The following is a 25,723-nucleotide window of genomic DNA, read 5'->3' on the forward strand; positions in this document are numbered from 1 at the left end:
ACGAACGCACGAGGGTTTCACGTGTATCAATCAGAGACCGGAATCAACCCCACAGAGTCCCATTGCCTGGGTATCAACCTAGTACCTGTTGAGCACCGAGACGTCGATGTTGATCTCATGCAGCCTGGCATCTGGCAAACCCGTCGGAACTTCACTCTTGCAGAGCTGGAAGAGCTAGGTGACAGCATGGTCAAGGCCGGGGGGAATGTAACCCCGGTGGTGCTATGTCCCCGGGCTCAGGGCGGCTACTTCATCATTTCCGGCGAACGACGATGGCGCGCGGCGCAACTCAAGATGATCCCCCGCCTGCATTGTCGGATCGGGCACTACACGGATAACCAGGCCCGTTTCATTTCTGCTGTAGAGAACGTTCTCCGGGTGCAACTCAACCCGATCGAAGAAGCTCAAGCCTATGCAGACATACAAGAAACCGGTCTCTCCCACGAGCAAATAGGCAAGGAGCTGGGTAAAAGCAGGTCGCACGTCTCCAACTACCTGCGGTTGCTCACCTTGGACATCACTGCCAAGGACTTCCTGATCCACGGCAAACTCACGGCGACCCAGGCTCGCCCGCTGTGCTCACTCGACTCGAAAGGCATCCAACGTGAAGTCGCGACGAAAGCCGTAAGGCTGGGGTGGAGCGTTAAGAGGATCGAAGATGAGGTTGCCAAGCACCTCAACAAGCCTAAGCCAAAGGTCAACTTGCCCAAGCAAGACGCCGACATCGCACGTCTGACCCGGCTGGTATCCGATCACACGGGGTATCCCTGTGTGATTCAGAAGACACCGAGTGGCAATTGGCAGATGGGCTTTCTCATGACAGGTGACGATCAATTCGCAGGGCTTCTGGAGCGGCTAGGCATCAAAGTCGACGAGTGTTAGCCCCTACCCTCGAATTTGGGCACTCCGTTTCCATTATTACGACAGAAGCCATTGTTATGGCCCTGCCGAACCTTGCCGACCATCCTGCGGGTAGCCAGAGGCCGAAGGTATAATTTCGCATGCTAAACCGACCATTCCCGGTGCCAACTCTGCTGGCTATCGCTCTGACGGCAGTGTTAGCCGGTTGTACCTCCACCCACGAGCCGGTGGAGCTAGCTTCCATCGAGCCTCAATCCCAGTACGATCAACGTATCCAGGATGGTCTCGGTAGCCAGAAGTACACCGAATCGCAGATTCTCTACATGCGCCGCCTGAACGAGTTCAAGGATCAGATTGATTCGCTCGAAAAGCAAAAGCAGGCCTTGGAGGCGTCGCTTTCTACAACAGCGTACGAACAGGATCTAGGCTCGGGTAAAGCTCCCTCAACTGAGTCGAGCCGGATTGAAGAGTTCCAAGCGGCAACCCAGGCCTCACAGGCCCGGGTTGCTGAAGAGAATTCAAAGGCGGCCATACGCCAGTCCATCATTGAGAATGACCGTGACCGCGCATTACTCGAGGCTGAGAATCGAGCAATGGCTGAGATTGAGCAGTTGAAAGCTGCTGATGCAGCCAAGCAGGCCGATCTGGCGAAACTGAAAGCTCAGCTTGCGGAACAAAAGGCGGAAAGCTCCCGCACTCTTGAGAAGCAACGCTTTGCAATGGCGGTAGCTAACGCGGACGCTGAACGGCGAGCAGCAAATGCGGTTGTTGAAATCAATAACCAGATTAGTGAGCTGAAAGGGCAACTCTCCCAGCTTGAGACGAAATTGGCAGCGGCTCAGAAAGAGCATGAACGATTGGCTGATCTCTCCCGTCAGCTGCAGACACCTGTGGCGGTAACAGCAGCAATTACGGATCAGCCTTCGCCTCAGATCGGGAGCTTAACAGAGAGCCGAATCGCCGAAATCAAAGCACGACTCGCGCGTGAGAAAACTGAAATCACCGCCAAAGCCCGGACAGAGGTAGCGGCCTTGACGGCCGGCGCTGAAATCAAAAAGGCTACAGTCGTGGCCCCGGTCGTCACTGGTCGAGCGGTCTACGCAGGCTCCTATGGTGAAAAGCCAACCACCTACGCCAAGGTTGACGACAAGCCAGTCAAGCAAGATGCGAAGCCTCTGGCTATCGCATCCAAGCAGGCACCAGTAGTAACTGTGGCCAAGTTCGAGCCTAAGATCTCTCCGGTTGTGATTCAGAGGGGCTCAGATGCTGGTAGCGCGGTGCTTGCCGGCGGCCCTGTGACATCTTCAGTACAGTCCCCAGCACCGATCGTCGTATCCCCAAAGTCACGTGTGATCTACGACGTCCTCTACGTTTATAAGGATGAAGGTAGCTGGCAGAAGTTCCAGCGCTACCTGGAAGCTTACGGGATCAAGGATTTCGAACCGGTACACAAAGGGAGCACGTACTACCTTTACATGGGGCGCTTCTACGACAAGCTCGCTGCAGCGAAGCGCGTCGAGTATTTGAACCGCACGACCAATACCAATCATGCGACCGTGCACCCGCAAGAGGTGCCGATGTAACGCCGGTTTAGCATGCGAAACTCAGTGAGAAGGGGCGAGGGGATTCGCCCCTTTTTGTTTATTGATTTCGCAATGCGGTCGCCGCCATGAAAAAAAGCTGCAAAGCAGGTGTTTTGACTTGAAATGGACTGCAATGCGGTTAGAGTGGACTCCATTGCAGACAAGGAGCCTCACATGGCCGCAATCCCGTTCAAGAAGAGAAAACTGCTCGCCGACGTCCATGCTGTTACTAACCAGAAGGGCGGCGTAGGCAAAACGACGATCGATTTCCATTGGCTGGTTTACTTGGTAGAGCAGGGATACCGCGTGCTGGGTATCGACCTGGACAGCCAAGGCAACTTCTCCAGTCGACTCGCGCCTGATTCCCGCAATGGAGGGCTCCGCAGCGCGCATCTCTTCAAAGAAGAACTGCCTGATCTCAAGCCCCTCCAGACGGCACTCGGCGCCGACTTGATCTATGCCCTGAACAAAGACGATGAGTTGAGTTCAGTAGAGCAGATTGGCTTGTCGGCGGTAGGTCCCTTTGCCAAGCACATCCAAAAGTTGGCAGAGGATTACGATTACATCGTAATCGACACCCCACCTACCAATGGGGTGCGGATGATTGCGGCATCTGTGGTATCGGATCACATCTTTGTACCTGTGGAGCTGGCGGCGTTCGCTGTAGATGGCGTGATTTCTCTAATCGAGACGTTCGATATGGTCGGGCCGTTGTTCGGCACTCAGATCACTCCTACTGGGATCATCTGCAACAAATACAACACTCGCGTGAACGCTCACCGCGAGTCGTTGGAGGACCTGCGAAAAGTAGTTGGTCCCAAAATTCTTCAAAACAGTCTCTCGATCCGAGGGGCAATTGATACCGCGCTGCGCCAGTGCAAGCCCGTTTGGAGCATGCGAACCAATGGTGCTGAGCGTGAGACCGGCGTAGAAATGATCAGGCTGATGGAGGAAATGGCGCACCGAGCAGGCGTAGAAATCACGCCTGTGGTGATCGCACCGAAGGTGCCTCGGAAGAAAAAGCCGGTAAAGAAAAAGAGCCAATCGCGCGCTAAGAAAGTGGGGGCAATCTAATGGCTAAGACATTAGACCTAGGGAGTTTGACTCGACTGAATGACCTGATGGACCTTGGCCGGGCCGCACAGGAGAATCAGATTATTCTCCTCAGCGTAGATCAGATCGAAGTCAAACCTCAGGTGAGGAAAGACTTCAAGGAGATCGAGGAACTGGCAGCTAGCTACGATGACGAAGGGCAGCAAACCCCCATCATCGTTGGTCCGATGAATCCTGAAACTCAGAAGTACCCCTTGAAGAAAGGCGGTCGTCGCTATGCCGCTGCGGTACTTCGCCCAGGCTTTAAGCTGAAAGCTATCGTTGACGGCAAGAAACGCACGCCGGCCAAGGAGATCCTCTCGCAGCTGATCGAAAACGAGCAGCGGCAAAATCTCAACCCCTATGAGGTTGGTCAAGCCTTGGCTGAAGCCAAAGCTGAAGCTAAGGCTGCTGGGGAGCCCCTGTCCAACCAGGACTTGGCTACCTACATGGGGAAAAGCGAGACCTACATCTCCATTCATTTGGGACTCGCAGACCTTCCCGAGGAACTGGTTGACCTGATCAAAGGAGGCATTACGAGCGACAGCGAAGTCTTACGGGAAATGAAGCAACTGAAGAACCTTCAACCCGAGACGTTCACTGCATTCATTGAAAGGGCAAAAGCGGAAGGCTCCATCAGCAGGCAGCAAGTACGTGATGCGGTCAGAGCAGCAAAAGGCAAGACAGTGCCCACGAAAGCTCCTCCGGCACAAGAACCGCAAACTGAACACCAAGCTGGAAAAGTCGGGAATCCAGCTCAAGATGGGGTAGGGAAGGGTGGTAATTCTTCTCAGGCGAACCCTCCTGGTCAGACCGACCAGTCCCCAGTTTCGCATGCTAAACCCGAGGGGCAGTCAAAAGCCCAGGGCCAGGGCGAGACAAATACGCCAGCAGTTGTAACCCCCCCTTCGCAGGAACAGGGGCCGGCCGCTGCGCCGAATTGTTCTTCGAAGAAGAATGGTAAGGGATACATACCGATTACTGCGGAGCGTCAGGTAATCGGTATCAAGGTTGCACTGGACAGTGCGGTAGCGTCCGGGTATTTGATGAATGATCGCGTCAGCGAAGATCCTTCCAAGGCATGGTGCATGCTGATGATCGGCGGATCACAACAGCCCAAGCAGATAAAGGTGGATCAGATCGACATCGTCAGCGTCGCAGCGATGGAGACCGATGGCTGAACTAAATCTTCAGTAGGGGAATAGGGCGCTTCAAGCAATTGAGGCGCCCTTTTTCATTTTGGGACACGGCGTACTTGAATGGCGGGGTAGGGCGACCTATCGTGAAGGCGTTTTCTCGTGATCTCCCGCTGTTGGTGAACTCACTGATAGCTGATCACAACCCGCCCCCGCCTTTGAATTCAAGGGTTGTGGTGGGAGATTGGTTCAGTGACTGTATTCAGTCGCCGTTCTGATCATCTCGCTTCAAGGTGAACCTGGTGCTTTTCACTTGGTTCATCGTTTTGCGATGTTCCAGGTGCATTGCATCTTGATCATCGTGATCTACCTGCTTCACGTTCTTTAACAAGTCAGTGTCGCGTGAGTTCGTAAAGGACTTCACTCTGCGATTTTGCGTTTTGGTGTGAACACGCCCATTCGCCAATTTTGCTGAGCTGGTTGCTGCGTTGTGGTGACATTCGCTCGGTTTGGTGTTTGGTGTGTGCCCCCTTGGCCTCATCATTCGCTATTCCGTCGCAGAGTGTTTTCTAAGCAAATCTCACTCGACCCCTAGGGCGATCCACATCGCCTTCGGGAGGGTAGTGGTCGTCTCAATTCACATTGAGGACCACGACATGAAATATGCACTCACCTTTGCCTTTGCGCTTTCTGCTGCTCTCTTCCTTTTTCAGGGAGATGATGCGCGAAACACAATGACGAAGGTCCAACACGACAGATGTGCTTCCTTTGAAGCTGCTGGAGTTGAATGCTGATCTCGTGCCCTATGACTTAGTCAAGGGCACCCCTAATACAACCTTTGCAGGCTGTATTAGAGGTGCCCTAGACAGATGAGACGAAAGGCCCGGCGCAGCGATGCACCGGGCCTTTCTGCATTTGTAGACTTCATGTCCTTGATTTCAGCTGGGGGCCTCCTTAGCGTTGGAGGTGATCTTTCCCCCAGCTTTCGCATGCGAAATTCCGCACGGATGTCTGGAGAAGATTCCAGTCCCAGAATTCTGGAGCTGGGTTCTTTAAAAACTCGCGCTCGCGCAATTCCCACCCTTAGGGCAAGCCATCCCTAAGGGGACGTGGCTGCCTTGCAATTGGAGGTAGCTATGGATCGTCAAGACGACAATCGTCCGAAACTGTCTGAGGAAGTCCTGGAGCTGGTGAAGAGCAACGGCGGTTGGCTTAACGTGATCCCACGTTTGACTAGCTCGTTCGATGCTGCACTCAAGAACCATGGACATCTGGTCGACTGCCCTTTCCCACACCGTCACCGGAATGGGGGAGGGAAGAGTGATTTCAGATTCTCAAACAAGCCGGGCTACGAAGACCGCGCTATCTGCTCCTGCTTGCAGGACGGTGGCCGGGACCCAGTAGAGCTTCTGATCCTGGACGGCGTCGGTCGCAACTTCACCGACGTAATGTTCAAAGTCAGAGATGCACTAACAAGCGGCAAAAGCTATACCCGTAAGGTCACTCCTGTAGTGGTCAATTCACGGGCTGGCATAAGTCCGGAGGATGAGCAGAAGCGGAAGGCGAAGCACATCAAGACTGCAGAAGGCTTGATCTCGCTAACCCACCCGGATGCTCTTCCTGGCCGTTTGTACTTTCAACACCGCGGTATCCCGCTTAACAGCAACCTTGGTGACGTGAAATTCCACCCGGCCCTCGAGTATTACGAAACCCGTAAGAAAGATGGTCAGGTTGTGAAGGAGCTCATCGGTCGGTTCCCGGCCATCGTGTCGGCGTTTCGGAGCAGGACTGGTCGAGTGGTGAATTTCCACAAGATCTACCTGACTCCGGATGGTCATAAGCTGGAAGGTGTCTCGAAGGTGAAGAAGATCGATTCCCCGTTGTCTGGGTTCAAAGGAGCGTCAATCCGAGTAGCAAACGTCGAAGGTTGCAGGACGCTGCATGTGACCGAAGGCGTAGAGAAAGGATGGGCAATCCACCTGGCAACAGGCGAGTCTGTTCGAGTAGCGCATGCCTGCACCACTCTGGCGACGTTGTTTGTCGATCGTGCTGAATTCGATAGGGTAGTTATCTGGTCTGATAACGACCCTTACAACGAAGCACGTGGGAAATATGGCGATGGGCAAACCTTTGCTTGGAAGCTCTTTATTGAGCTGATGCGTAAAGGGTTCGAGGTGGCATTCATGCTGCCCGATGTTATTCACACTCCTGGAGCCAAGGGCCAGGATTGGGAAGATATCATTGTGGTTGAGAAGGTCATTGGAGAGCCATTGCCGCAACGCTTCCACCTCCTGCGTGCGAAAGCATGCGAAGGTGGGATCTTCATGGGCTACAAGCCAGCCACGTCAGATGGCTTGCTCAGTGCCTGCGCGTGAGCGCTCAAGAAACCCCGGTCCAGCTTTTGCTGGTCTGGGGTTTTTTTCGCATGCTAAACCCAGAGTAGCTTTGTTTCGATCGAGGACATCTTGACTACTAGGATGTGCTCGGCTAAAAAGTGTCTGTCCCATTTGCCTTTCTCCGAAAGAGCAAACCCTGACTACGTTGGTGAATTCACCGAGGTTTTCTGGGGTGCGACTCGATACTCGAATTCGAGTTAGATGAGCACAGACATTGTTGGAACAGACTGGACGATCGTCTGATCAGTCCACAATCTCGAGATACCAGGCATGTCCTTTGCTCCTGCAAGGTAGACGTGTTCCAGGAACGTGTATCTCCCTGCCATATAGGTAAGTGTGTTCGCACGCTTACCAGTCAAAGGCACCCTCCAGCTTCAATGCTTACCCCTGCACGGGATCTCTTCGCGAGCTTATTCCCGGTGCAGCGGGGATATAGGAGGAAACACCATGACAGGCCAAGTTGAACTTCTCGAAGCTCCATCCTTGTGGCAACAGCCGGAAGGTGAGCAGATGGAAATCGCGCAAGGGCGTTTTTTCCGCGGAGAGGATGACCAACCTGAAAAAGAATCTGAAGTCGTAGACTTCTAAACCATTCAAGAACCCACGAGGGCGACAAGATTGCCCTCGGGTAGTCGTGTGCGCCCGAAAAGGTGATCGCATGACTTCGTTCGTGAATCCGCATTACATCTTCAATCCACTCCCGGATGAAGTAGACATAACGCTGTCTCCAACACAGATCATGAAATCCATGGTTTGCACTCGGCTGCTGGGGTACTACCGAGCTCGTGTAAAACCCGAGGCAACTCCGCTCAACCTACTGTTCGGCTCAGCCTTGCATTGGGTGATCGAAGGGTTCGTCAAGGGATACATCCCAGATGAGGAAATGGCCACTCAGTTTATTAACAAGTTCGAAGGTTTATCCGACGGAAAGTTGATAAGCATGGCCAAATCTAAGTCTCGGGAAACAGCAGAGGTTCTTGGTAAACAATTAGCTGCAGGCTTTCCGTCTTACTTCCGTAATCTTGGCCTCAAGCCATTGATTATTGAAGGACAGTTCAAGTTGAAAATCGCTGAGCGTACCTTCATCACGCTAGTAATCGACTTTGTCGGTGAATGCACTAAGCCGATATTCAACCCGAAAGGGGAGATGTTGGCTGATGTTGGCGACGTTGTGATCTTGGACTGGAAAACCGCTGCACAGCCTGAGGGTGAGTTGTTTTCCCGATACGGGTATCAGCTGACCTACTACTGGCTGGCAGTGAAATTAGCATGCCAGCAGTTGGGAATCAGGGAGCCAAAGCTTTGTGGTTATGCCTCAGGGCAGAAACCAAACATCACGAAACCGGACTCAAAATCAGTTGTGAACGCCATCTGGCACCCAGTCCACTGGGTTAAACGGACGGCGGCCGACATTGAGGAAGCAGTGGAATATGCCCGCGTAGTTGCCAAACGGCTTCGCGCAGGTGAGTTTTTCCGTGCCCCTCATATGGCCTACGACTCACCCTGCGATAGTCACTCCAAACGGTGTGACATGGCGGGGCTATGCCTCGAAGGTTGCTTGTCGGGATACAGCGTTAAAGCAGGTCTGACACTTGCAGACCTAATCTGAATTAAAACAACCCTGTAGGGCAAAACAGCCCTACGGGGCTGGTGCGCCCTCGAGGAGGCTACATGCGTGAGTCTTATCGAATGGAGCGCTACGCTCAACGTGCTGTACGAATTCGCCGTGACAAGGAAGCTGAGGATCTCGCCAGTCGTAAGATTGGTGATTTCCTGATGCGGAATTACTTGGCCGAAGGCGCCTTACTAGCTGAAGAGTTTGGGAGGGTGTCGTACTACGAGCGTTTACAGCTTATTGCCAACTCCTCTGAACTCATCATGAGCTCCGATGGGGAGGAAGGCATCAATGTGGTATGGGGCTCGAATAAGCAGGTACTAACGCACAGGTTGCTGTCTCCGAGGATTCGGAGCGACTTCCACGGTGCGCATTACCTCGGTTCGTGGTCCCGCTCGATGCCCAAGTGGAAACACAATGAGCTTCGAGATGAAATCAAAGCCAAGTTAGAAGCCAGAGTTAAGGACCGAGTTGAACTGCGAAAGCAGGGCATGCTCGACTTCTCTCTGGATACTGACGATATGCCACCGCTATTCCTCCAACCGGAGGGCTAATTTCCAGCCCTTTCGGGCCGGAAGTTCAACACTTCCGGCGGGACGCCCTGGTCGTGTTTCACATAACACGCGACGGCGTAACTTTGGAGGCAACATGAGCTACATAAAAAACCTGATGGTCGTGATCATCGCGTCCATCATGGGTGCTTCTGCCTCCTCCCTGTTCGTAGGGTGGTCTACTAGTGAACTTCGCATAGTCTTTGTGGTTTCCATATTGATGACTGCACTCATTACGTTGAACTCAACGGCTCAGGGACGGAAGAAGCGTCCTAAAATGAAGCCGACGCGCACGGTAAAACGGAAATCGCGTCGGGCAAAGAAGCGTGCACGTAGCCCCTAGGTGAGTAGAGGATCGAAAGAATCTCTTATTACTCATCGCGAGGATGCGACCATGTCTTTCAGTGTGACTCTCGGAATCCTGTTTCTTGCATTCGCAATTTACTGGGGTTGTGACTACGTTGAGCGCCGGCGTGCCGGTGGCGACGTAGGTGGAACACGAAGCAGTACGCCATAAATTCCATGGACATACCCTGGGGGTGAAATTCCCCTTAGGGATGATCACCTCTGGGGTTAGGACAGGAGAAAAACCATGAACTAACTAAACTAGAAGGTGAATACCATGAAAACCAAAAAATCCAAGTTCGTTTCTAACCTAAAGCTATCAGTCGGGTTCGCCCTGTATGTTGGCTGCGGGGGAGATATACCAGCACCAAAAGCAATTGTTCCGATGATGTATTGGTCGGTGATCATTGCCGATTACGTGCTGCGGACAACGAACATAATTCGAAAATTGCTCAAACCGATTCTTCTCCACACCCCACTGGGGATGGCTTTCCTCGATACGAGGTTTGCCCTGGATCTGGCCCTCGCGGCCTGTCATGCGGAAATGAAGCACATCGGAAAACCGGCCCGGTGATCGGGTTTCGGGTGGCCATCACCCGGATTTCGGGAAGGAGCATTCAATGAAGGCGTTTCAACAAGGCAAAGAAGCATATCGTTCGGGCAACTCCAACCAATCCAATCCGTACCCATCCATGTCCCAAGAGGGCAGGGCATGGGCAATGGGCTGGTTGGTAGCGAAAGAACCAGGCAACTGGGACGACATCGCACGCCTCTACGACGACCAACCAGGCTAAGCCAGGTCGGACCCTCCCGACCTGCAGGCGGGAGTGAACTCTTCAATTCTCCCGTCTGCAGCGGGTAGGAGCTTTTAGCAATGCAACAACGCCAATACAGCGACAACGAACTGTTCGGGATCATCCAGGAAGTCTATTTCGGGGCAACCAGCTGGGAGCAAGGCCGTCAGGCTGCGCTACGAGGCCGGACCTTATCTGACAACCCTGAAACTCCCGACACCATCTCCTACGACGAGTGGAAGAAGGGGTTCGTTCATGGAGCCGTCTACGACGTTCCTCAGTCAGAGCAAATCGAAGAGATCGTGATGGTTGGCATCCTGCCGGTCATTGAGGTCCAGGTATTGCCAGCACGCTCCTTCTGGGCCGTGCTGAACAACCTGCAAATCGATCTGCATCTCTCGGTTCCCGAGCTGGCTCGGAGAATCGGACTCGCAGAAGAGCGACTGTGCGCTGGGATGATCATGTTCGGGTTTTACGACTCGGATGCGATCCCCATGTACGACCGCGTAGCCGTCTAATAACGGGCCCCTTAGGGGCCTCTCCTTGCTCTGTGAGCTGGACCAAACATCCAGCTCAGTGCTGGGTGTTTGCTCGAGGTCACCGATCTCACAACACCCGGCTCCGCGCCCGGGTGTACATCTCAATGCCCCGTGCGCGGCGGGTGCGAGGAAATACAAATGAACAACGTAGCCAAGAAGAACATCACCGTCGAAGAGATCAAAGCCGCTCACATCCAAGCTGTCACCAGCCAGAAGTTCGAGCCGGTAATGGTCCACGAGCTGTTCGGCTTCTCTACCCCTCTGAAGGGTTTTGAGAAACCGATCCCGGTACCGGCAGAGCGTCATCCGCTTTCGCCGAGTGTCGACAGCAATTACGTGTTCAATGAGAGCCTGGTTCGCCGGGTTCTCCTGAGCATGGCGACGAAAGACTCCATCATGCTGGTAGGCGAGAAGGGGACCGGTAAGTCCTCCCTCATCAACCAGATCAATGGCCGTCTTAACCGTCCGTCAATCGCAATCAATGCCGGCCCCGGTGTTGATGAAGGTTATCTGGTAGGGTTCCGTACCCTTGGGAAGGACGGTGTGAAAAGTGTTGATGGTGTGCTGAGTTATGCCTATCGCCATGGGCTGAGCTGCACCATCGACGAAATCTGCAGCCTGAATCCCGGCGTGCTTCTCAGTCTGAACGACATCCTCCAAGGTGATGAGGTCGTGACGCTGAAACACCACGGGATTGACCCTGAACTGGACCCGAGGGAACTCCTCGGCCTCGAAGGTGGGATGAACATCGTTCGTCACCCGTCGTTCCGGTTGTTCGCAACCGATAACACTGGTGGTAAGTCCTCGCGTGATCCCCGGTATGCCGGCACGAAGGGACAGAACGCTGCAGTACGTAGCCGCTTCACCTCCTTCAAGGCCAACTTCATGTCGGCTGAGAAAGAGATGGCTGCTCTGCATGGTCTGAACACTGGAGTGGATGATCTCAACATCCAGCTGATGGTTGAGTTCGCGTTCCGGTTCCGTGTTGCGTTTTCGCAGGAGGAGGCGTTCGACAACATCTCCTTCCGTGAGCTCAAACGCTGGGTTACCAAAATGGCTCTGTATGATGATCTGGATGAATCCTTCGTCGACGCTATCTACGGCAACCTCGAAGAAGCGGACCAGGCTCTGGCCCGCGAACTCTTCGATGAAACCTTCGATCGCGACCTCGTACTTCCGAAAGAGTACACCACCTCGGTGGCGGACCAGCTGGATGCGCTGACGAAAGCTGCGGTTAGCAATGCGGCTCAGATAGCGTAAGGAGGTAGGTGATGTTCTACCTGACGAACGATTCGGGACGTTTCATCGCTGTACGTGGGGACGTGAATACGTTCCTCGTAACAGTGTGGGAAGGTTCAGTCATGCGAGGTGTTTCCGGTAAGAAGGAGTTGCTCTGCGGAACAGCGGAGGAAGCCTGGGAGCATGTTTGTGCCCAGGTTGCCGACGCTCGAAGCAACGGCTATTCGTCGCAGCCAATCGATCATTCCCCCGTGGAACTCGATGCAGCCCAGTCGATAGTCGCTGAGTTTGATCTCCTAAGCCGGGGAATCTATGTCCGTGTCAAAAGCTGCACTGCAGAGCAGTTCAATGAGGGGCTTGCCCACTTAGAGAATGTAGTTCGGGTGCTCATCGATGCGGGTCATCCCCTAGCTTTCAGGATGGTAGGCAATGAGTTTGAAGTCGCTTTGAACGGGGCTTCGATTCGTAAAGGCATCGCCTCGGTACGGGACTGGGAAACCATGTCCCCGAAGGGGCGAGAAATTTTCGAGGAAAGGGGCTTTATCGACAGCACCATCCTGCTGCCAAGCGGGAAGGGGTTATGGCGATTTAGAACCCAAGAGTCGGTTTTGGATGTCTGTGCACGGGCTTTTCTTGCCGAGCTCAACAAAGCCGGAGCCGAGTTCTCGGTAACGAGTGACTCTGACTACACCCTCGATTTCCAGCGACCGTTCCAACGTCAGTCCGTTCAAGAAATGGACTGGTACAAGACGTTCCCTGGCCTTCTGAAGGTGCTTGAAGATGCCAGTCTACTAGGTGGCTCCAGGACCAAGGTTTCGGTGCCCACCAACATCGGTATGTCCCTGTTCCTATAACTAGGCCCCATGGGCCTCCCTCCTTGTGAGCTGGACAAATCCGGCTCATGCCGGGTTTGTTCTAACGAGCCCGGCACCGCGCCCGGGCTTTTTTCTACATTGCCCGTGCGCGGCGGGTGAGAGGTAAGACCATGAAAATCGCAATCGCGAAACTGGATGCTGCTCTGGATAAGTTCTGGATTGGCGTTGTGCTGCATGCCTACCACCGTTTGATGAGTGCGCATTACCGCCGTAAGGCGGCGCGCCTCTCCCAAAAGGTTCAAGGCCGTGCAAACGAGATCCAAAACCCCGCCTACCAAGTGCGGGCCAAAGATCAGTTTTTAAGCCATCGCCACCAAGTCCTGCGTCATGACTTGGAAGCAAAATTGATCCGCGGGGAAACCTGCTGATCCATGCGGACTGCCCCTTCGGGGGCAGTCACTCCGCTCAGTGAGCTGGACCAACAATCCGGCTCACAGCCGGGTTGTTGTTCGAGGTCATTGATCTCAAACCACCCGGCTCCGCGCCCGGGTGTTCATCTCGATGCCCCGTGCGCGGCGGGTGCGAGGAAATACCCATGAACCTGATTCAGAAAGCAATCAAAGCAGCAAAAGACAAAGTCCTGCTCAGGTACCACCGGGTTGCCGCTCGGATGTACCTGAAACGGGCTACGTACGTTGCAGACCAAGTGATCTACACCCGCTTTAAGGTCCCCACTCAAGCACTTCGTGTGCTGCGAGAGAAGGCCAATGAGCACACCCAGAAAGCCTACGCAATCCGGAAGGGAGTCTGATCATGAGTAAGCTGCAACGTACCGCGAAACAGTTCCAGGACGGTTGGATTTCCTTCCTTCGTGTTCTGGCAAGAAACTCCAAGATCAAGTTTGTGATTCGTCCGAATGTCAGACCGTGCACCGACGGTAAGGTCGCGTACCTACCGTCTCTGCCGGCGAATTTGACAGAGGAAGACTTGATCCTGTTCAAGCGTTGGGGTTACCACGAAGTCGGCCACATCATGCATAGCGATGTGCCGTTTTTTCAGGAGTTCAGTATGGAGCATGGTGCCTTCGCGGGCCTGCTGCTGAACGCTGTCGACGACGTGTATATGGAATACGCTCAAACTCGGTCTTCTCGACGTTCTGAGCGTTTCTTCCGTCAGGGAGCAGCGATCATGTTCGATCGCGGCATGTTCCGGGACGGCAGCCAAAGCCCCCAAGAAGCATTTGCGAGCTACACCTTGTGCTTCCTTCGCAGCCGTCGGTGGAGTGAGTACCAGCAGCCTCTAGCGGCTGTTCGGAAAAACTTCGATGCCCACTTCGGTGAGCATGCCGACCAGGTGCGCGAAAACCTGGAAACCATCCTCCTGGCTGAGTACCCGAGCGTTCGTTCCACTCAAGACGCCGGCGATCTCACCCTTCGGCTGATCGAAATGCTGAAGCAGCAGCGTGACCAGCAGGATGAGCAGCCCCAAGAGGAGCCTGAAGACGACAATTCGGAAGGTGACGAAGGGGATGACCAGGACGATCAGCAATCCTCGCAAGGGGATGATGAGAGTAATCAGGAAGACGATCAGACCTCTGACAACGGCCAAGGCCAGGGCCAGAAAGATGATCAAGAACCTACCAACGGTGACGCCGGTGGTCTGGGTAGCGATGACGGTAAAGCTGAAGACGAGTCCGACTCCAAGGCTGATGGCCAAGGTGCGCCGGGCGAGGATGACGCTGATGCCAATAACCAATCCGAGAATGCCCAAGGCGACAGCCAAGGGCAAAACGGGGTCGACCTCGCCGAGTTGATCGAGCAAATGCTCAGCAGCAATGGTGGTGACGATTCCGAAGTCCTGGATATGGACAAAGTGATTCAGCAACTCGCGACTAGCATCCAGAACGGTACCAACCCGGACTATCAGGATGCTGCTCCGGTTCCAGCTTTCGAAGTTGAACCGAGCGATGTGGAGAACCAACCCTCACTGGGGGCTGGAACGGTCAAGGACCTGGTCGAAGGGATGCTTGTTTGCCCTGCTGACAAGGAACATGCACGTGAACTGGCTGATGCGCTAGACCGCAAGGTCAATGTACTGGCCACGAAACTGCAGGCCTACCTGTTAAACCGAGAAGAAGCGGACGTCTACTCGACGCGCCGCGGTTCGCTCGGACAATCTCACCTCTACCGTGCAGGTATGGGAGACAGCCGTATCTTCGAACGTAAAGAGGAAACGGTACTCCCTACCGCAGCGGTCTCTGTTCTTGCAGATCTTTCCAGCTCGACAAGCTGGGTTGATCCTAGCGTTCTCGCTACGTTGGCGAAGGCGAAAGCCAAGGCCATTGCTGCTGGGGAAGCTATCAATGAAAAAGAGTACGAGGTGCAGACTGTTGCCAAATCCATCCAGCAGAGCCTGCTGATCATGGAGAAGGTGTTCCACAGGATCGACACTCCACGCGAGTTCTTGGGCTTTGCTCCAAAAACTGGCCATCTCAACACGGTGGTGAGGACCTTCGGGGACTCCCATCAAAACGCGGTTGACCGCATTGGCGGTCTGGACAGCATCACCGGCGGGAATCACACCCCGATTGGTGAGGCGGTTTTCCAAGCAGCCCAACGCCTGGCAAGCCATCCGGCACAGAGGAAGCTGATGTTTGTCCTCACGGATGGTGCTCCGTCGTGTGCGACCCTGGCTACAGAACAGACTGCGTTAGCGGTCGACGCTGGAATCAAGGTGGTGTACCTCCTCATCGGCAATGAGGTCCGAAAGGACTGGCTGGAAGAGGCGGGTATCCCGTACGCCGTTGCTGCAACCGCAGATGACGTTGGTCCAGCTCTTCTGGAGCAAGCCAAGCAGCTGCTGATGTAACCACTGATGCCGCCCTTCGGGGCGGCTCCCTCCCTCCAACGAGCTGGAAAACCATCCGGCTCGCGCCCGGGTGTTCTCAATGATCACCCCGTGCGCGACGGGGGAGGGCAATTCAATGGCAACTCAAACTCAAGTCTCCGGACGGTCAGTAGACAGCGTTTTGCACTTTCGTCGCGAGTCCACAGGCGTTCGTCTTACCCAAGCCGAACTCCAGGGCTACATCGAGGAGGTAGGAACATTCGCGCGCGATCTTCGGGTCCGGGATGAGGGCAACACCCTCGTCTTGAGCTTCAGCTGGATGCGTGAAACCTACAGCTATGTGCTGGACAAAACAGAGTACGGCTATTCCCAACGCACTCCGCTGGGAGAGGGCACGATTCTACGTCTGCTGTAACAGTGGCCCCCTCGGGGGCCTTCCTTGCTCAGTGAGCTGGACCAACAATCCGGCTGACTGCCGGGTTGTTGTTCGAGGTCATTGATCTCAAACCACCCGGCTCCGCGCCCGGGTGTACATCTCAATGCCCCGTGCGCGGCGGGTGCGAGGAAATACCGATGACTCAAGTAATCAGCGCTGCAAATGACAACAAAGTAGTAGTAATCAACCTGCTGGTTTCCGCAATGGCGGCCGATCGTCAGATCGATCTCGACGTGCTGAATATCAAGGTTGAAGAGTTGCACGATGAGATCCGTAAGCTGGTGACTGAGAAGATCTTCCCGAAAGACTTTCTCCGTAACTACGCCCGGCTCCGTGAAAACGGCGAAACCCTCCTGAAGCAAGACGGTTCCATCATGTGCTCCATTGGGGCAGTGATGAGCCGCAGCGAAGCGGTCATCAAGATCCGTGAGCTGAACAAGATCAAGGAGGAGTGGGCTCAGCAACTCGCTAAAGATGAACCTGGCTATCAGGCAATGTGCGACAAGCACCTGCTGGAGATGAGCCAGAAGGCAATTGCAAAAGGTGCCGACTCTGCCCAGGTGATGCTGCTGGCCGAACACCTTCGTAAGCGCCAACCAACTTGGGAAGAGGTAGCCGCACGGTTCAAATTCGAGTTTGTCGTCACTCCGGTAACAATGGAGGATGGCGAGTTCGATGCGGACCTGTATGAAGCGCAACGCGACAGCGTTGTTGCTTTGCGGGAGGGTGTCCTCGGAGCAGTCATTCAACACGTCTGCAAAGAGTCCATGGAGATCCTGGAGACCCTCGACAAGAAGACAACCGGGAGCCAATCGGGCGAAGTGAAGGTTAACCCCCGAACTGTCCGTCGTGCTCAAGCGATGTGTGTGAAGCTGAACTCCCTGGCTTTCATTCACCCGCTTATCCGTCCCCTCCATGACGCCCTGAAAAGCGAAATGGACAAGGTGCCGGCTAACGGTTTTCTCACTGGTGGTGAATTCCAAAATCTGCGGGAATGCCTGAAGTCTCTGCGCGACCAGACCATCGTTTGGGACCGCTTGAAGAACGGCCAACCCCTGATCCAGGTAGCAACCACAGCTGCTGCGAGCAACACCGCACAGCAAGCTCTTGCGACTGCTCAAGCCAACCTTGGGCAAGCTCAGCAAGCAACTTCGAACCAGCCTGCTTCAACCGCTCCGGCGGCCACGGCGTCAATGCCTGCAACTTCGGTTGTGAGCACTGTTCAGGCTGGCGCTGCTGCACCTGCAGCAGCTGTAGCTCAAACCACGGCAACTCCGGTTGTAGTGGCACAAGCTACCGACGAAGAGGACGACACCACGGTCCCGGACGCGGTTGAGTCCACGCCTGTTGTGCAAGAAGAGCCGAAGCCGGCTCTGTCGCAGAACTTCGCGCTGTTCCTCTAAGCAATACCTCCCTCCCACCCCTGACGGGCCACCACACCCCGTCAGGGGAGTGGTGCGCCCTATGGAGCGCACTATGCAAGTCGATCTCTTTGGCGAACCCATCCTGTCCAACCCCATTCAACCCTCCTCGGAGGCGGATGCACCGGTGGATTTGTTTGGAGTAGCCATCAATCAACCAACCGCAGTTGAGAAACCCAAAGCAGTTCGAAAGGCCCCAACTAGGCTGGTAATCGACAGGAAGGCCCTCTGGTCCTCCTCCGGTTATTTGCCTGGCGTGAAAGAGCTGGATGAGGATGATGATTTGTCGGATGCACTCTCGACGTCGGATACCCGTTCAGACAATTCCACGATCGAGCGCCTGGAGAAGGCTCTTGGAATGGCACCGGTCATCAAAGATGGCAAGTGGCAAACCGACGAGCTCGGATACCAGTACCGCCGAGTAGGCAAGCCGTTCAAGGGGAGTCGAGTTTTCGGAAAACGAGGCTCGATGATCTGGGAACTCAATCGCCAGTTCGTGCTGACCTCTGCGAGGGATGCTCTTGAACCGGTGTTCACTGACCCCTGCTGCTGGCTCATCATCAACTCCGTCCATGTGCTCGCCATCCGGCTGCGCATGATGGATGAGGATGAAGATCCGTATGCATGCCTGCAGGCCTTTCTGCAGGTCATGACACAGCACGACTTCATCGATAACTCCCGAAAGGGGGAAACGATCCGCAGGCTGACCAAACGGGACCAGATGCGGGACAAGCGTGCAGCGGCACGGAAAGCAAAAGAAGAGAAACCGGTTTCCAACTCGCTCATGCGAGACATGGAAAACGATGACTTTGATTGCGACGAGTAACTCACTGCGAACAGACCCCTGCGCCGGCGGGGCCTGAAAATTCATTCAGCCACCTTCGAGTGTGCGAACTGGGCTCCGGCTCCCAGAGGAGAAACATCATGACTCATGTTCTGAAAGCAAAGCTGACTGCTGTTGCCGATGTGGTTGTTCTGAAACTGGCTGGTGCTGTCTGGAAACTGGTGAAGGTCTTTGACCCGAGGCCGGTCCAGGAGCACTTCGCCGCACGACCACCTGTAAACGGCGTGACATTCGGCAAAGTCTTCAGCCTCCCTCGGGAGGATGCAGGCCAGTCGATTGTTCGGTTGGGCTGGCAGCACATCAAATCGGAGAACAAGAAAACAGGGATCGTCAGCCGTAAAAAGCTGGTGAAGATCTTCAACCCTGCAAACGGCCACTTCGTGGTTCTGTGGGCAATGGGAGCAAACGAAGGTCGTCCTTTGCCCCGGGATGCCATGGCGATCGATTACGACGCTAAGTTGGCTCTGGGGATCTCCAAGAAGGAAGAGGAAGCGGAATTGATTGTTGGCGAAGCCAACCTCGGTGACCGCGAATTCTTCCATATGTACACCGACCATGACGCATCCAGTCGTAGCGCTCGCGCTCTCGGCTGGTATCTGTTCATGGCTGGTATCGGCTGGTCCGTGGGAGTAACCGTCGAAGGATTGGTTACCGCAGTGCTGCGGATGTTCTAAGCCTGAAGTGACACCGCCTCTCCCTTAAGGGGAGGGCGGACGTCACCTCCAAGCATCCTCGACGAGGGCGTTTGGAGGTGGCGTCCGCCCTTTACCGAAATCGAGAGGTGAATCATGAACGGTGTATCGAACAGAGCCTACGACCTGCTGAAATCCTTCGGGAATTCTGGGCTCACACTCGAGAGCCATTTCCCCAAAGGGGTGGAAGGCAACGTAGCCCGCCACACAGCACCCAAGTTGATGTTTCCAGACTCAATGCCGCTTGAACTCGTTCGCGATCACATCGAGCGCTGGAACCGGAAGCTGCAGGGGCTGTTTCCTGGCATGGGTTATTACGCTTTCAGTCCTGCGGACGAGATGGCGAATCCGGGGAACCACGTGCTGGTTCTCTTTGCCGATGATTCCTTCTTCAAAGCTTTTATGGGCGGCGTCCAGAAAGTCGACGTACTCACTTCGCTGTGGGACTTCGATGCCTGCGTTCGGCTGTTGCGGTAATTTCCGCGGCAGATCGGAGCGGCCAAGGGCGCGCGTGGACCTGGTCACGCTGAAGGGGGCTGAGAATCCGCCCCCTGGCGCTCAGCCCCCCGTTTTCACTGGAAGGCCAAGGCCTTGCCGGTAACCTCTAGGGCATCCCATTTGGAAGCCCTACCATGCTCGATCTTGCTGACCTCGATCACACCCTAATCTACTTCGTTTCATTCCTCGCAGCCTTCCTATCCATCAGACCAACTCTGCGTGCCGCCGGCACTTGCGGAGCGCTTTTGCTCGCCTGGACATTCGTAAAACTGGAATTGACATTCGACCTGGCCGACCTACTGCTGAATGAAGGTACAAATCCTCAGTTCATCACCGCAGGAGTCGCGGCATTGGGTATCTTCGGCCTGGCGATCAGGGTTTCCCGCTCTCGGTGGAGAACAATGGACCGTACCCTGATCTTGGTAGCTCTGATCAGTGTTTGTCTCACCACTGCCATTTTCCACCTCGTCCTCGTGAACCGTGTTCTTCCTCTCTGGGCAAAGGATCTCGCTTGGACGAACTACAACCTGGTTGAAGCCTCTGCAGAGTCTTTCGCCCCCAAATGTGAGCAAGCAAAAGTGACCTGCTGGCGGGGCACCGCATTCGAGGATGGGGCCTTCAAACCCGAACTTAGGGAGCAATTGAAGGGGGTTGATTCCTTTTTCAGGGCTCACCCCAAGCCATTCCCGCAAGGCCATGGTTTCGGTGTGTTCAACGACCTATCGGATGATGGCGTCGCAGCTGTGCTCTACTACCTAGACAAGGGAGAGGCACGAATCGTGATTGATAGCGCGGGCGCCACCCGGGTCCATCATTTGGTTCGAGAACTGTTCTACATGCTTTGCGGAGTCGCCCATTCGGTCTGGATTGCTGGTGCGCTGTTCCTCATCGCGTTCCACCGCCGGCGTTTCATGAAAAAGGGGGCTTCATGCTGATCGACTTCAAGGCCGAGCACACACAGTATCTTAAAGGGCGGCCGTCAGATTCTGGCTGGGTGTATACCCCCGCCAACCCGAAGATGCCGGCCAAGGGGAAGTACCTGGCTGCGTACCAGGTGTTTAGCAATAACGCTCTCAACGCTGCGATCTACATCCGAAACGACGTGAATGCCGCCGGCGAGGCGATTAGTGTGCACACAGCACTCCGTCTCACGTTCTCCCATAAAGCGAAGGGCAGGTACCTACTAAATGACGACCCGGACAAGCTCAGTCTCAACCTTGGGCTCGGCGCGGTACGTGAGTTATACCGTTGGCTCTCTGACCAGCAGCCGCGGTTGGAATACGAAATAGTTCGTGCGAGCGCATCTCCAAAACGACTCCAGGGCTTCACTCTTCAGGACGGCCAGTTCGCCCGGATGCTTACTGCAACAGAGTTCGACTCAGAAGCAGTAGGTACGCTGACCATCCAGGTTGGGCTATCGGATGACGATGTGATCCATCTGCAATTTTACTGCCTTGGATACGCCAAGCTGATCTATCCAACATTCACTGATGTGGCCATCCTCCAGCTGCTGAAAGCGCCTGCAAGCTCTACCAACCTGGCGAGCAATCCCTTCCCAGTTTCGCATGCGAAATCGGACAACGTAGCTGCCCCCCAGCGAACGCAAGACGATGATCGTGGTATGGCTGAGGATGAACCTGATCCAGTGAGACTGGAGCGTTGCAGAAAGGCAATCTACGCCGTTGGCATGCAACGCTGGAAGGGCTCGAGAGATGTCATCGAGTTCATCCAGGACTCTGCTCCTATCGCTCAGATGGACCGGTTGATCAAGGACGGGAACGCCGGGGAATTTACGGAGTGGAACCGCATCGCTGACATGTTCAAAAACTCCTAACTCGGTCCTAGAGGCGGAATAGGGCACTCAACTCCCACTATTGGGGTATGAATGCCCAAATCCCCATTTTCGCCCGCATCAAACAGCACAACGCCGAATACCCACGCGAGCTCTTCGCTGCGAAGGAAATTAACCGGCTGCTGACCAACGTCGACTTCCCAGCTGAAAGGATCTGGCTGGACCTTCGTTTCGACCCCTCAATGACTGACCCAACTTCATCCACTTTGGACGTGATGATGATCAGTGGGGAGGCGCACGGCATAGCTGTACTCCGCATTCAGCCCCTGTATCTGCAGCAGGACATGCAGACGATGGTGGACGAAGCAATCCCTCACGAGCTCGCACACATCCTGCACGCAATAGACGTCAAGCAGAAGGGCGAAGAGATCGGGAAGTTGCATGACGAAGACTGGCAGGAGTGGCTATTCACTCTGGCACCGAACGCTACGCCTGCCGCAAAGGTAAAGGGTACGTTCGACGATCGTCCCGTAAAGCTCAGTAAAGGAGGGCTTGCCGTCGAGTGCGAGTGTGGTGGAGATGAGGCCATCGCTGTTATCGCCGACACCACTGGCAATTCCGTGAAGCTTCAGGAAGAAGAGCTCGAGTGCTCCTCATGCAAGTTTCCATACCACCGGCTTTCCCAAGACTCTGCCCTGCCTGAGGGCATCGCCTCGGACCTGAAATTCCTCGAGGGAATCAAATGTATCAAGCTGCACCATCCCAACCTACAGCGCTGAGTCAGGCCATTGCAGGACTCACTCACTATGATCCCATCAGGATCGGGAGCGACAGCCGCGGCCAAACCGTGGACTGGGTGCTGGCAAAGTCCAGCAACTTTAACGTCCTCTTCGAAGGGGCAAGCGGCGCAGGCAAATCCCATACGATTCAAAATCTACTTGCGCGTGTCTATAGCCGTGGCATGACATTCCACGTCCTGGACATCAAAGGCGACTTCTCCTACGAGAGTTTCGAAAAGGCTGGTCTCAGCCACCTGGTTCGGCCGGAAGATTTCAACGACATCACCTTCAACTACTTCGAGGGCGGCAGCTCCCTCAACCCACTCCAAGTCCCGAGGACGAAAGAGGGGGGTGGGGTACTGATGACAGTCGAAGGTATGAAGCAGTTGGTGAAGGTTTTTGCACCGAATACCGGCAAGCGGCAATTGGACTACCTCGAAGAGATTCTGAACGAGGTTTACCGCAAAGCCGGAATTTCCCAGGACGACATTGAGTCCTGGATCAGACCTTCCCCGACCTTAGATCAGGTCCTTGATGAGATCGATCTCGTGTTCAACTCCATCTCTGCCAGCATGGATTCGGGGTCGGTATCCGACATCATGAAAGCCTATGGCCAGGCCAAGTCGAAGGCAGAGAAGACCATCGTCAAGATGAAGGCGGATGGCAAAGATCCATTACAGATCGAGGACAAGGTCAACGAGATCCTTGATGACTTGGAAGGAGTCCTGCATGGCTACGCCAAAAAGCATCTGGATTTCCAGGCGCTGCAGAACAAGTCCACTGGCAACGGAACGTTCTGGGAGTTCTGGTCCAAAGATTCCCTTTTTGGCTTGCGCAGCATCATCCAGGGCATGGTGAAATCCCGTCTATTCACTGGTAACCCTTCAAAATCACAGGCGGGCAAAATCAACCGATACGTCCTGACCGATATCTCGTCTGAACACCAGCAGATCATCATGCGTATTGTGGCAAGTCGTGTCTTTGCAATGGGAGTGATGGATACTCGAAGGTCTGGTCTCTTCAATCCCGAGTACCCCAGCCACATCCTGATCGCGGACGAAGGGAAGCACGTCAAACAAATTTCGTCCTCGCCGCTGAGTCCAGTGAACCGAATTGCGACCGAGGGACGCGGTTACGGTGTGGGTGTTTGGGCTGGGGTTCAGCAGCCAGACCAGGTCACTCCGGACCTCCTGAAAAACGTCTCAACCTACTTCCTTCTCAAGACACCCGAGACGACTTACGGTGAAGTAAGTCGGATGTTCGGGGTTAAGCCTTCGCTTCTGAAGCAACTGCAGAACCGGCAGAACGTACTCTTCAGCGCAGGGGACGCCTTCACTCTAGTAACCCACTTTAAGGAGTAGTAGGGATGAAGAAATATGCTCTGCTTCTTTGCCTAACCCTGACTGGGTGCACTGGTGGCAAAACCATACTCCCGGTCACCGCGGCGGACATTCAGGACCGCAGCCTTATACTCGGGGCTCAGCAGGCTGTTCAACGAGGGCAGTACCAGGAGGCAGAGCAGCTCCTCTCCAAGTACGTCTATAGAACGGACAAGGGCGATCTGAAAATCCAGTTCTGGGGGCTCAACGGAGAGAGCAGGAAAATAGCAATCGACACTGTGATTTCTCTCCTCTGGGAAACCGGGAGGGACCAGACGCTGGCTCAGTTCGCAAAAGAATACCTTTCGGGAGACGAGTACAAGGTCACTATGTGCCGACTCTCGGAACGGCAGGCGCATTATCCGGATGCGTATGCCTGCTGGAACAACCTCGGCCATGAAGACAGAGCGGAGAGGACTATTCGCACTGAGGCTGCCCTTCGCATTCTCGGGACCGAATGAGCAGCATCAAGTGATTTGAGTTTCGCATGCTAAATCGGGCGGTCAATCACCGCCCGATTCCTCTTCTGCGCCACCATCTCGAGTGGGGCGACGAACTTGAATTTTGTAGTTCGCCATACCCCAACGGTCGACAACCCCGGGTAGAAGCTCTTGCAGGGTTTCCTTGTCTAGCAATACGCAAGCATTGAAGTTGATCACCCCAATCTTCACATCAAACAGGCCCGATGGGCTGTCATGATGATTGTAGCTATGGAGCAAAAGCCCCATACCCTCGAGGGTCTCCAGCATCACCGGAATAGCAGGGTGGCTGAAGGTACGAGTATCAACTCCCATCTGAAGCTGACGGCTCAACTCCAGCGGCAAATGTGAGCCGATCGACTCAAGGATTCGTGACATCGGAATGATGACGAACTCCATGGCGTCCTTCGTCCAGCCCTCTGCTTCTCCAGTCGCCCGGAACTTGTTGATGTTGGCTTCGCCGACAAATTTCAGGATGGCCTCCCTGATCAGTTCCTCAGTCTGGGAGCTTTCCTTGGCTGCGCGAATACCATCTTGCTTCTCTGCACGTATCACGAAACCGTCAGCGTGTCTCAGCGCTTGGACCAACTTCTCAACGCGCGGGCCAGAAGAAACAGGAAGCATTGCAGGATGATGGTAGTAACGCAGCGCAAGGGTGAGTACGTTTTGATCCTCCGGCTGGAGTTTCGCGAACTCAGGCATCTGACGAACGATGTAAGCGCTGTAGGTGTTGTGGTGTGTTGCGTCCTTGTTCTTAACCCACTGGCCAGGCGCCTTCTCGGCATATGCCAATAACTTATCCAGGTCATGAGACAGCCCAGCGAGATAAGCGAGAGGTTCCTGCACATTCTGGCGCTTCAGATAGGACAAGACCTCCTTGGCGATGGCGAGGGAATGCTCGCGTAACGTGGCATCGGCATGGTGAGCGCCGACACTGGCTGGGACTGTAGGATGAGCAGCTAGTAACTCATGCACGGCCAGTTCGAGGTGTTCAATGGGCGTCGACGGCTCCCGGCTCAGAGCTACCTGTTTTCGGTTGCATCGGAAGAAGCGTTGGTTGTAGGGGTTGAGGTCTGTTACCCCTCCAATTTCCTCTCCGGTTCGCGGGTCCTTGTTGTTCCTGAGCAGGATCATCATGGTCGATCCTGGAATAGAGCATTCGTACTCGAAGGGATCGTCGCTCACGACAGTGGCTTCAGTCGAAGTGTTCCGCGGTCGGAAATACCTGAAAGCTGCAACCCTGGCAATGGTGTAGACCATAGCGGCCGCGAAAATGCAGTGCAGCACTTCTACCAGGACTGCAACCAGCGTCCCCACGTAACCACCAGATGCAATGAGCTGAACCACTGCATGAGGCTTGAACATGTAGAAGTGGGGCGACAGGGCTTCAGCCTGGAAGTCCAATGCCTTATGCGTGGATTCTAAGTAAGCCGCATAGCCCAGGATGACAACTGCAATCATGACGATCAGGGCAACAACCCCAGATGAGGCTTTGACCTTCGGTGTAGAAGCGGACATGACTATCTCAACGTGGTGAACACAAGATCACGATGCAGGTTTTGAAAAAGATTTTCCAACCAAACCCCGGAT

Annotated in this window: 28 protein-coding genes; 27 read left to right on the top strand and 1 reads right to left on the bottom strand. The window is 54.6% G+C overall.

The genetic code is table 11. The features are described from left to right. Nucleotides 1–21 precede the first annotated feature (21 nt). The 27 genes from ACGLHT_RS23225 to ACGLHT_RS23355 all read left to right on the top strand — a co-directional run bounded on the left by ACGLHT_RS23225 (nucleotide 22) and on the right by ACGLHT_RS23355 (nucleotide 24,115). Nucleotides 22–882: a ParB/RepB/Spo0J family partition protein gene (locus tag ACGLHT_RS23225; protein ID WP_019484885.1), complete on the top strand. Its 861-nt coding sequence runs from the start codon at nucleotides 22–24 to the stop codon at nucleotides 880–882. A 119-nt stretch (nucleotides 883–1,001) separates the two neighbouring features. Beyond that, a complete protein-coding gene (locus ACGLHT_RS23230; protein ID WP_274120956.1) occupies nucleotides 1,002–2,444 on the top strand; it encodes a hypothetical protein in 1,443 nt (480 codons plus the stop codon). A gap of 174 nt (nucleotides 2,445–2,618) precedes the next feature. Next, nucleotides 2,619–3,518, top strand: coding sequence for a ParA family protein (locus ACGLHT_RS23235; protein WP_010792594.1), 900 nt, complete (start codon nucleotides 2,619–2,621; stop codon nucleotides 3,516–3,518). Further along, a complete protein-coding gene (locus ACGLHT_RS23240) occupies nucleotides 3,518–4,717 on the top strand; it encodes a ParB/RepB/Spo0J family partition protein (RefSeq protein WP_023111015.1) in 1,200 nt (399 codons plus the stop codon). The genes ACGLHT_RS23235 and ACGLHT_RS23240 overlap by 1 nt, the downstream gene beginning before the upstream one ends. Before the next feature lie 611 nt (nucleotides 4,718–5,328). Next, on the top strand, nucleotides 5,329–5,466 hold the full coding sequence (locus ACGLHT_RS23245; protein WP_153274579.1) for a hypothetical protein: 138 nt from the start codon (nucleotides 5,329–5,331) through the stop codon (nucleotides 5,464–5,466). 342 nt (nucleotides 5,467–5,808) lie between these two features. Continuing rightward, entirely contained in the window at nucleotides 5,809–7,047 is a 1,239-nt protein-coding gene (locus tag ACGLHT_RS23250) for a toprim domain-containing protein (RefSeq protein ID WP_274120954.1), read from the top strand. A 468-nt stretch (nucleotides 7,048–7,515) separates the two neighbouring features. After that, the gene (locus tag ACGLHT_RS23255; RefSeq protein ID WP_172765401.1) at nucleotides 7,516–7,656 is read left to right on the top strand and encodes a hypothetical protein; all 141 of its coding nucleotides are present in this window, start codon (nucleotides 7,516–7,518) and stop codon (nucleotides 7,654–7,656) included. Nucleotides 7,657–7,726: 70 nt separating this feature from the next. Next, complete coding sequence (locus ACGLHT_RS23260; protein WP_123085506.1) at nucleotides 7,727–8,677, top strand: PD-(D/E)XK nuclease family protein; 951 nt, start codon at nucleotides 7,727–7,729, stop codon at nucleotides 8,675–8,677. Between the two features lie 62 nt (nucleotides 8,678–8,739). Further along, nucleotides 8,740–9,237: a hypothetical protein gene (locus tag ACGLHT_RS23265; RefSeq protein ID WP_123085507.1), complete on the top strand. Its 498-nt coding sequence runs from the start codon at nucleotides 8,740–8,742 to the stop codon at nucleotides 9,235–9,237. 619 nt (nucleotides 9,238–9,856) lie between these two features. Next, on the top strand, nucleotides 9,857–10,153 hold the full coding sequence (locus tag ACGLHT_RS23270) for a hypothetical protein (protein WP_274120953.1): 297 nt from the start codon (nucleotides 9,857–9,859) through the stop codon (nucleotides 10,151–10,153). 46 nt (nucleotides 10,154–10,199) lie between these two features. Continuing rightward, the gene (locus ACGLHT_RS23275; protein WP_010792587.1) at nucleotides 10,200–10,373 is read left to right on the top strand and encodes a hypothetical protein; all 174 of its coding nucleotides are present in this window, start codon (nucleotides 10,200–10,202) and stop codon (nucleotides 10,371–10,373) included. An 80-nt stretch (nucleotides 10,374–10,453) separates the two neighbouring features. After that, complete coding sequence (locus ACGLHT_RS23280) at nucleotides 10,454–10,891, top strand: hypothetical protein (protein WP_010792586.1); 438 nt, start codon at nucleotides 10,454–10,456, stop codon at nucleotides 10,889–10,891. Nucleotides 10,892–11,050: 159 nt separating this feature from the next. Continuing rightward, nucleotides 11,051–12,172: an AAA family ATPase gene (locus tag ACGLHT_RS23285; protein WP_274120952.1), complete on the top strand. Its 1,122-nt coding sequence runs from the start codon at nucleotides 11,051–11,053 to the stop codon at nucleotides 12,170–12,172. A gap of 11 nt (nucleotides 12,173–12,183) precedes the next feature. After that, nucleotides 12,184–13,005 (top strand): hypothetical protein, encoded by an 822-nt coding sequence (locus tag ACGLHT_RS23290; RefSeq protein ID WP_123085508.1) that lies wholly within the window; start codon nucleotides 12,184–12,186, stop codon nucleotides 13,003–13,005. 131 nt (nucleotides 13,006–13,136) lie between these two features. Then, entirely contained in the window at nucleotides 13,137–13,394 is a 258-nt protein-coding gene (locus tag ACGLHT_RS23295; RefSeq protein ID WP_123085509.1) for a hypothetical protein, read from the top strand. Between the two features lie 167 nt (nucleotides 13,395–13,561). After that, on the top strand, nucleotides 13,562–13,777 hold the full coding sequence (locus ACGLHT_RS23300; RefSeq protein ID WP_123085510.1) for a hypothetical protein: 216 nt from the start codon (nucleotides 13,562–13,564) through the stop codon (nucleotides 13,775–13,777). 2 nt (nucleotides 13,778–13,779) lie between these two features. Next, nucleotides 13,780–15,834, top strand: coding sequence for a hypothetical protein (locus ACGLHT_RS23305; RefSeq protein ID WP_274085619.1), 2,055 nt, complete (start codon nucleotides 13,780–13,782; stop codon nucleotides 15,832–15,834). A 115-nt stretch (nucleotides 15,835–15,949) separates the two neighbouring features. Continuing rightward, a complete protein-coding gene (locus ACGLHT_RS23310; RefSeq protein ID WP_183596742.1) occupies nucleotides 15,950–16,228 on the top strand; it encodes a hypothetical protein in 279 nt (92 codons plus the stop codon). 158 nt (nucleotides 16,229–16,386) lie between these two features. Then, nucleotides 16,387–17,652: a DUF3150 domain-containing protein gene (locus tag ACGLHT_RS23315; protein ID WP_058201940.1), complete on the top strand. Its 1,266-nt coding sequence runs from the start codon at nucleotides 16,387–16,389 to the stop codon at nucleotides 17,650–17,652. A gap of 73 nt (nucleotides 17,653–17,725) precedes the next feature. Beyond that, nucleotides 17,726–18,496 (top strand): hypothetical protein, encoded by a 771-nt coding sequence (locus tag ACGLHT_RS23320; RefSeq protein WP_010794197.1) that lies wholly within the window; start codon nucleotides 17,726–17,728, stop codon nucleotides 18,494–18,496. 98 nt (nucleotides 18,497–18,594) lie between these two features. Then, a complete protein-coding gene (locus ACGLHT_RS23325; protein WP_010792577.1) occupies nucleotides 18,595–19,188 on the top strand; it encodes a hypothetical protein in 594 nt (197 codons plus the stop codon). 114 nt (nucleotides 19,189–19,302) lie between these two features. Then, nucleotides 19,303–19,683 carry a hypothetical protein gene (locus ACGLHT_RS23330; RefSeq protein ID WP_057382988.1) on the top strand — a complete coding sequence of 127 codons (381 nt, stop codon included), beginning with the start codon at nucleotides 19,303–19,305 and terminating at the stop codon, nucleotides 19,681–19,683. 155 nt (nucleotides 19,684–19,838) lie between these two features. Beyond that, nucleotides 19,839–20,639, top strand: a complete 801-nt coding sequence (locus ACGLHT_RS23335; protein WP_057382989.1) for a hypothetical protein — start codon at nucleotides 19,839–19,841, stop codon at nucleotides 20,637–20,639. Continuing rightward, entirely contained in the window at nucleotides 20,633–21,538 is a 906-nt protein-coding gene (locus tag ACGLHT_RS23340; protein WP_123085514.1) for a hypothetical protein, read from the top strand. The genes ACGLHT_RS23335 and ACGLHT_RS23340 overlap by 7 nt, the downstream gene beginning before the upstream one ends. A gap of 47 nt (nucleotides 21,539–21,585) precedes the next feature. Next, complete coding sequence (locus ACGLHT_RS23345) at nucleotides 21,586–22,275, top strand: hypothetical protein (protein ID WP_010794193.1); 690 nt, start codon at nucleotides 21,586–21,588, stop codon at nucleotides 22,273–22,275. Then, nucleotides 22,239–23,636: a helicase HerA domain-containing protein gene (locus tag ACGLHT_RS23350; RefSeq protein ID WP_259677123.1), complete on the top strand. Its 1,398-nt coding sequence runs from the start codon at nucleotides 22,239–22,241 to the stop codon at nucleotides 23,634–23,636. Before ACGLHT_RS23345 ends, ACGLHT_RS23350 begins: the two co-directional genes overlap by 37 nt. A 5-nt stretch (nucleotides 23,637–23,641) precedes the next feature. After that, complete coding sequence (locus tag ACGLHT_RS23355) at nucleotides 23,642–24,115, top strand: hypothetical protein (protein ID WP_021263695.1); 474 nt, start codon at nucleotides 23,642–23,644, stop codon at nucleotides 24,113–24,115. 42 nt (nucleotides 24,116–24,157) lie between these two features. Here ACGLHT_RS23355 and ACGLHT_RS23360 read toward each other — a convergent pair whose 3' ends face one another. Next, nucleotides 24,158–25,651: a hypothetical protein gene (locus ACGLHT_RS23360; RefSeq protein ID WP_274120951.1), complete on the bottom strand. Its 1,494-nt coding sequence runs from the start codon at nucleotides 25,649–25,651 to the stop codon at nucleotides 24,158–24,160. Nucleotides 25,652–25,723: the final 72 nt, after the last annotated feature.

The sequence above is a fragment of the Pseudomonas sp. PsB genome, from assembly GCF_043658375.1.
In the GTDB taxonomy this organism is placed as follows: domain Bacteria; phylum Pseudomonadota; class Gammaproteobacteria; order Pseudomonadales; family Pseudomonadaceae; genus Aquipseudomonas; species Aquipseudomonas putida_Z.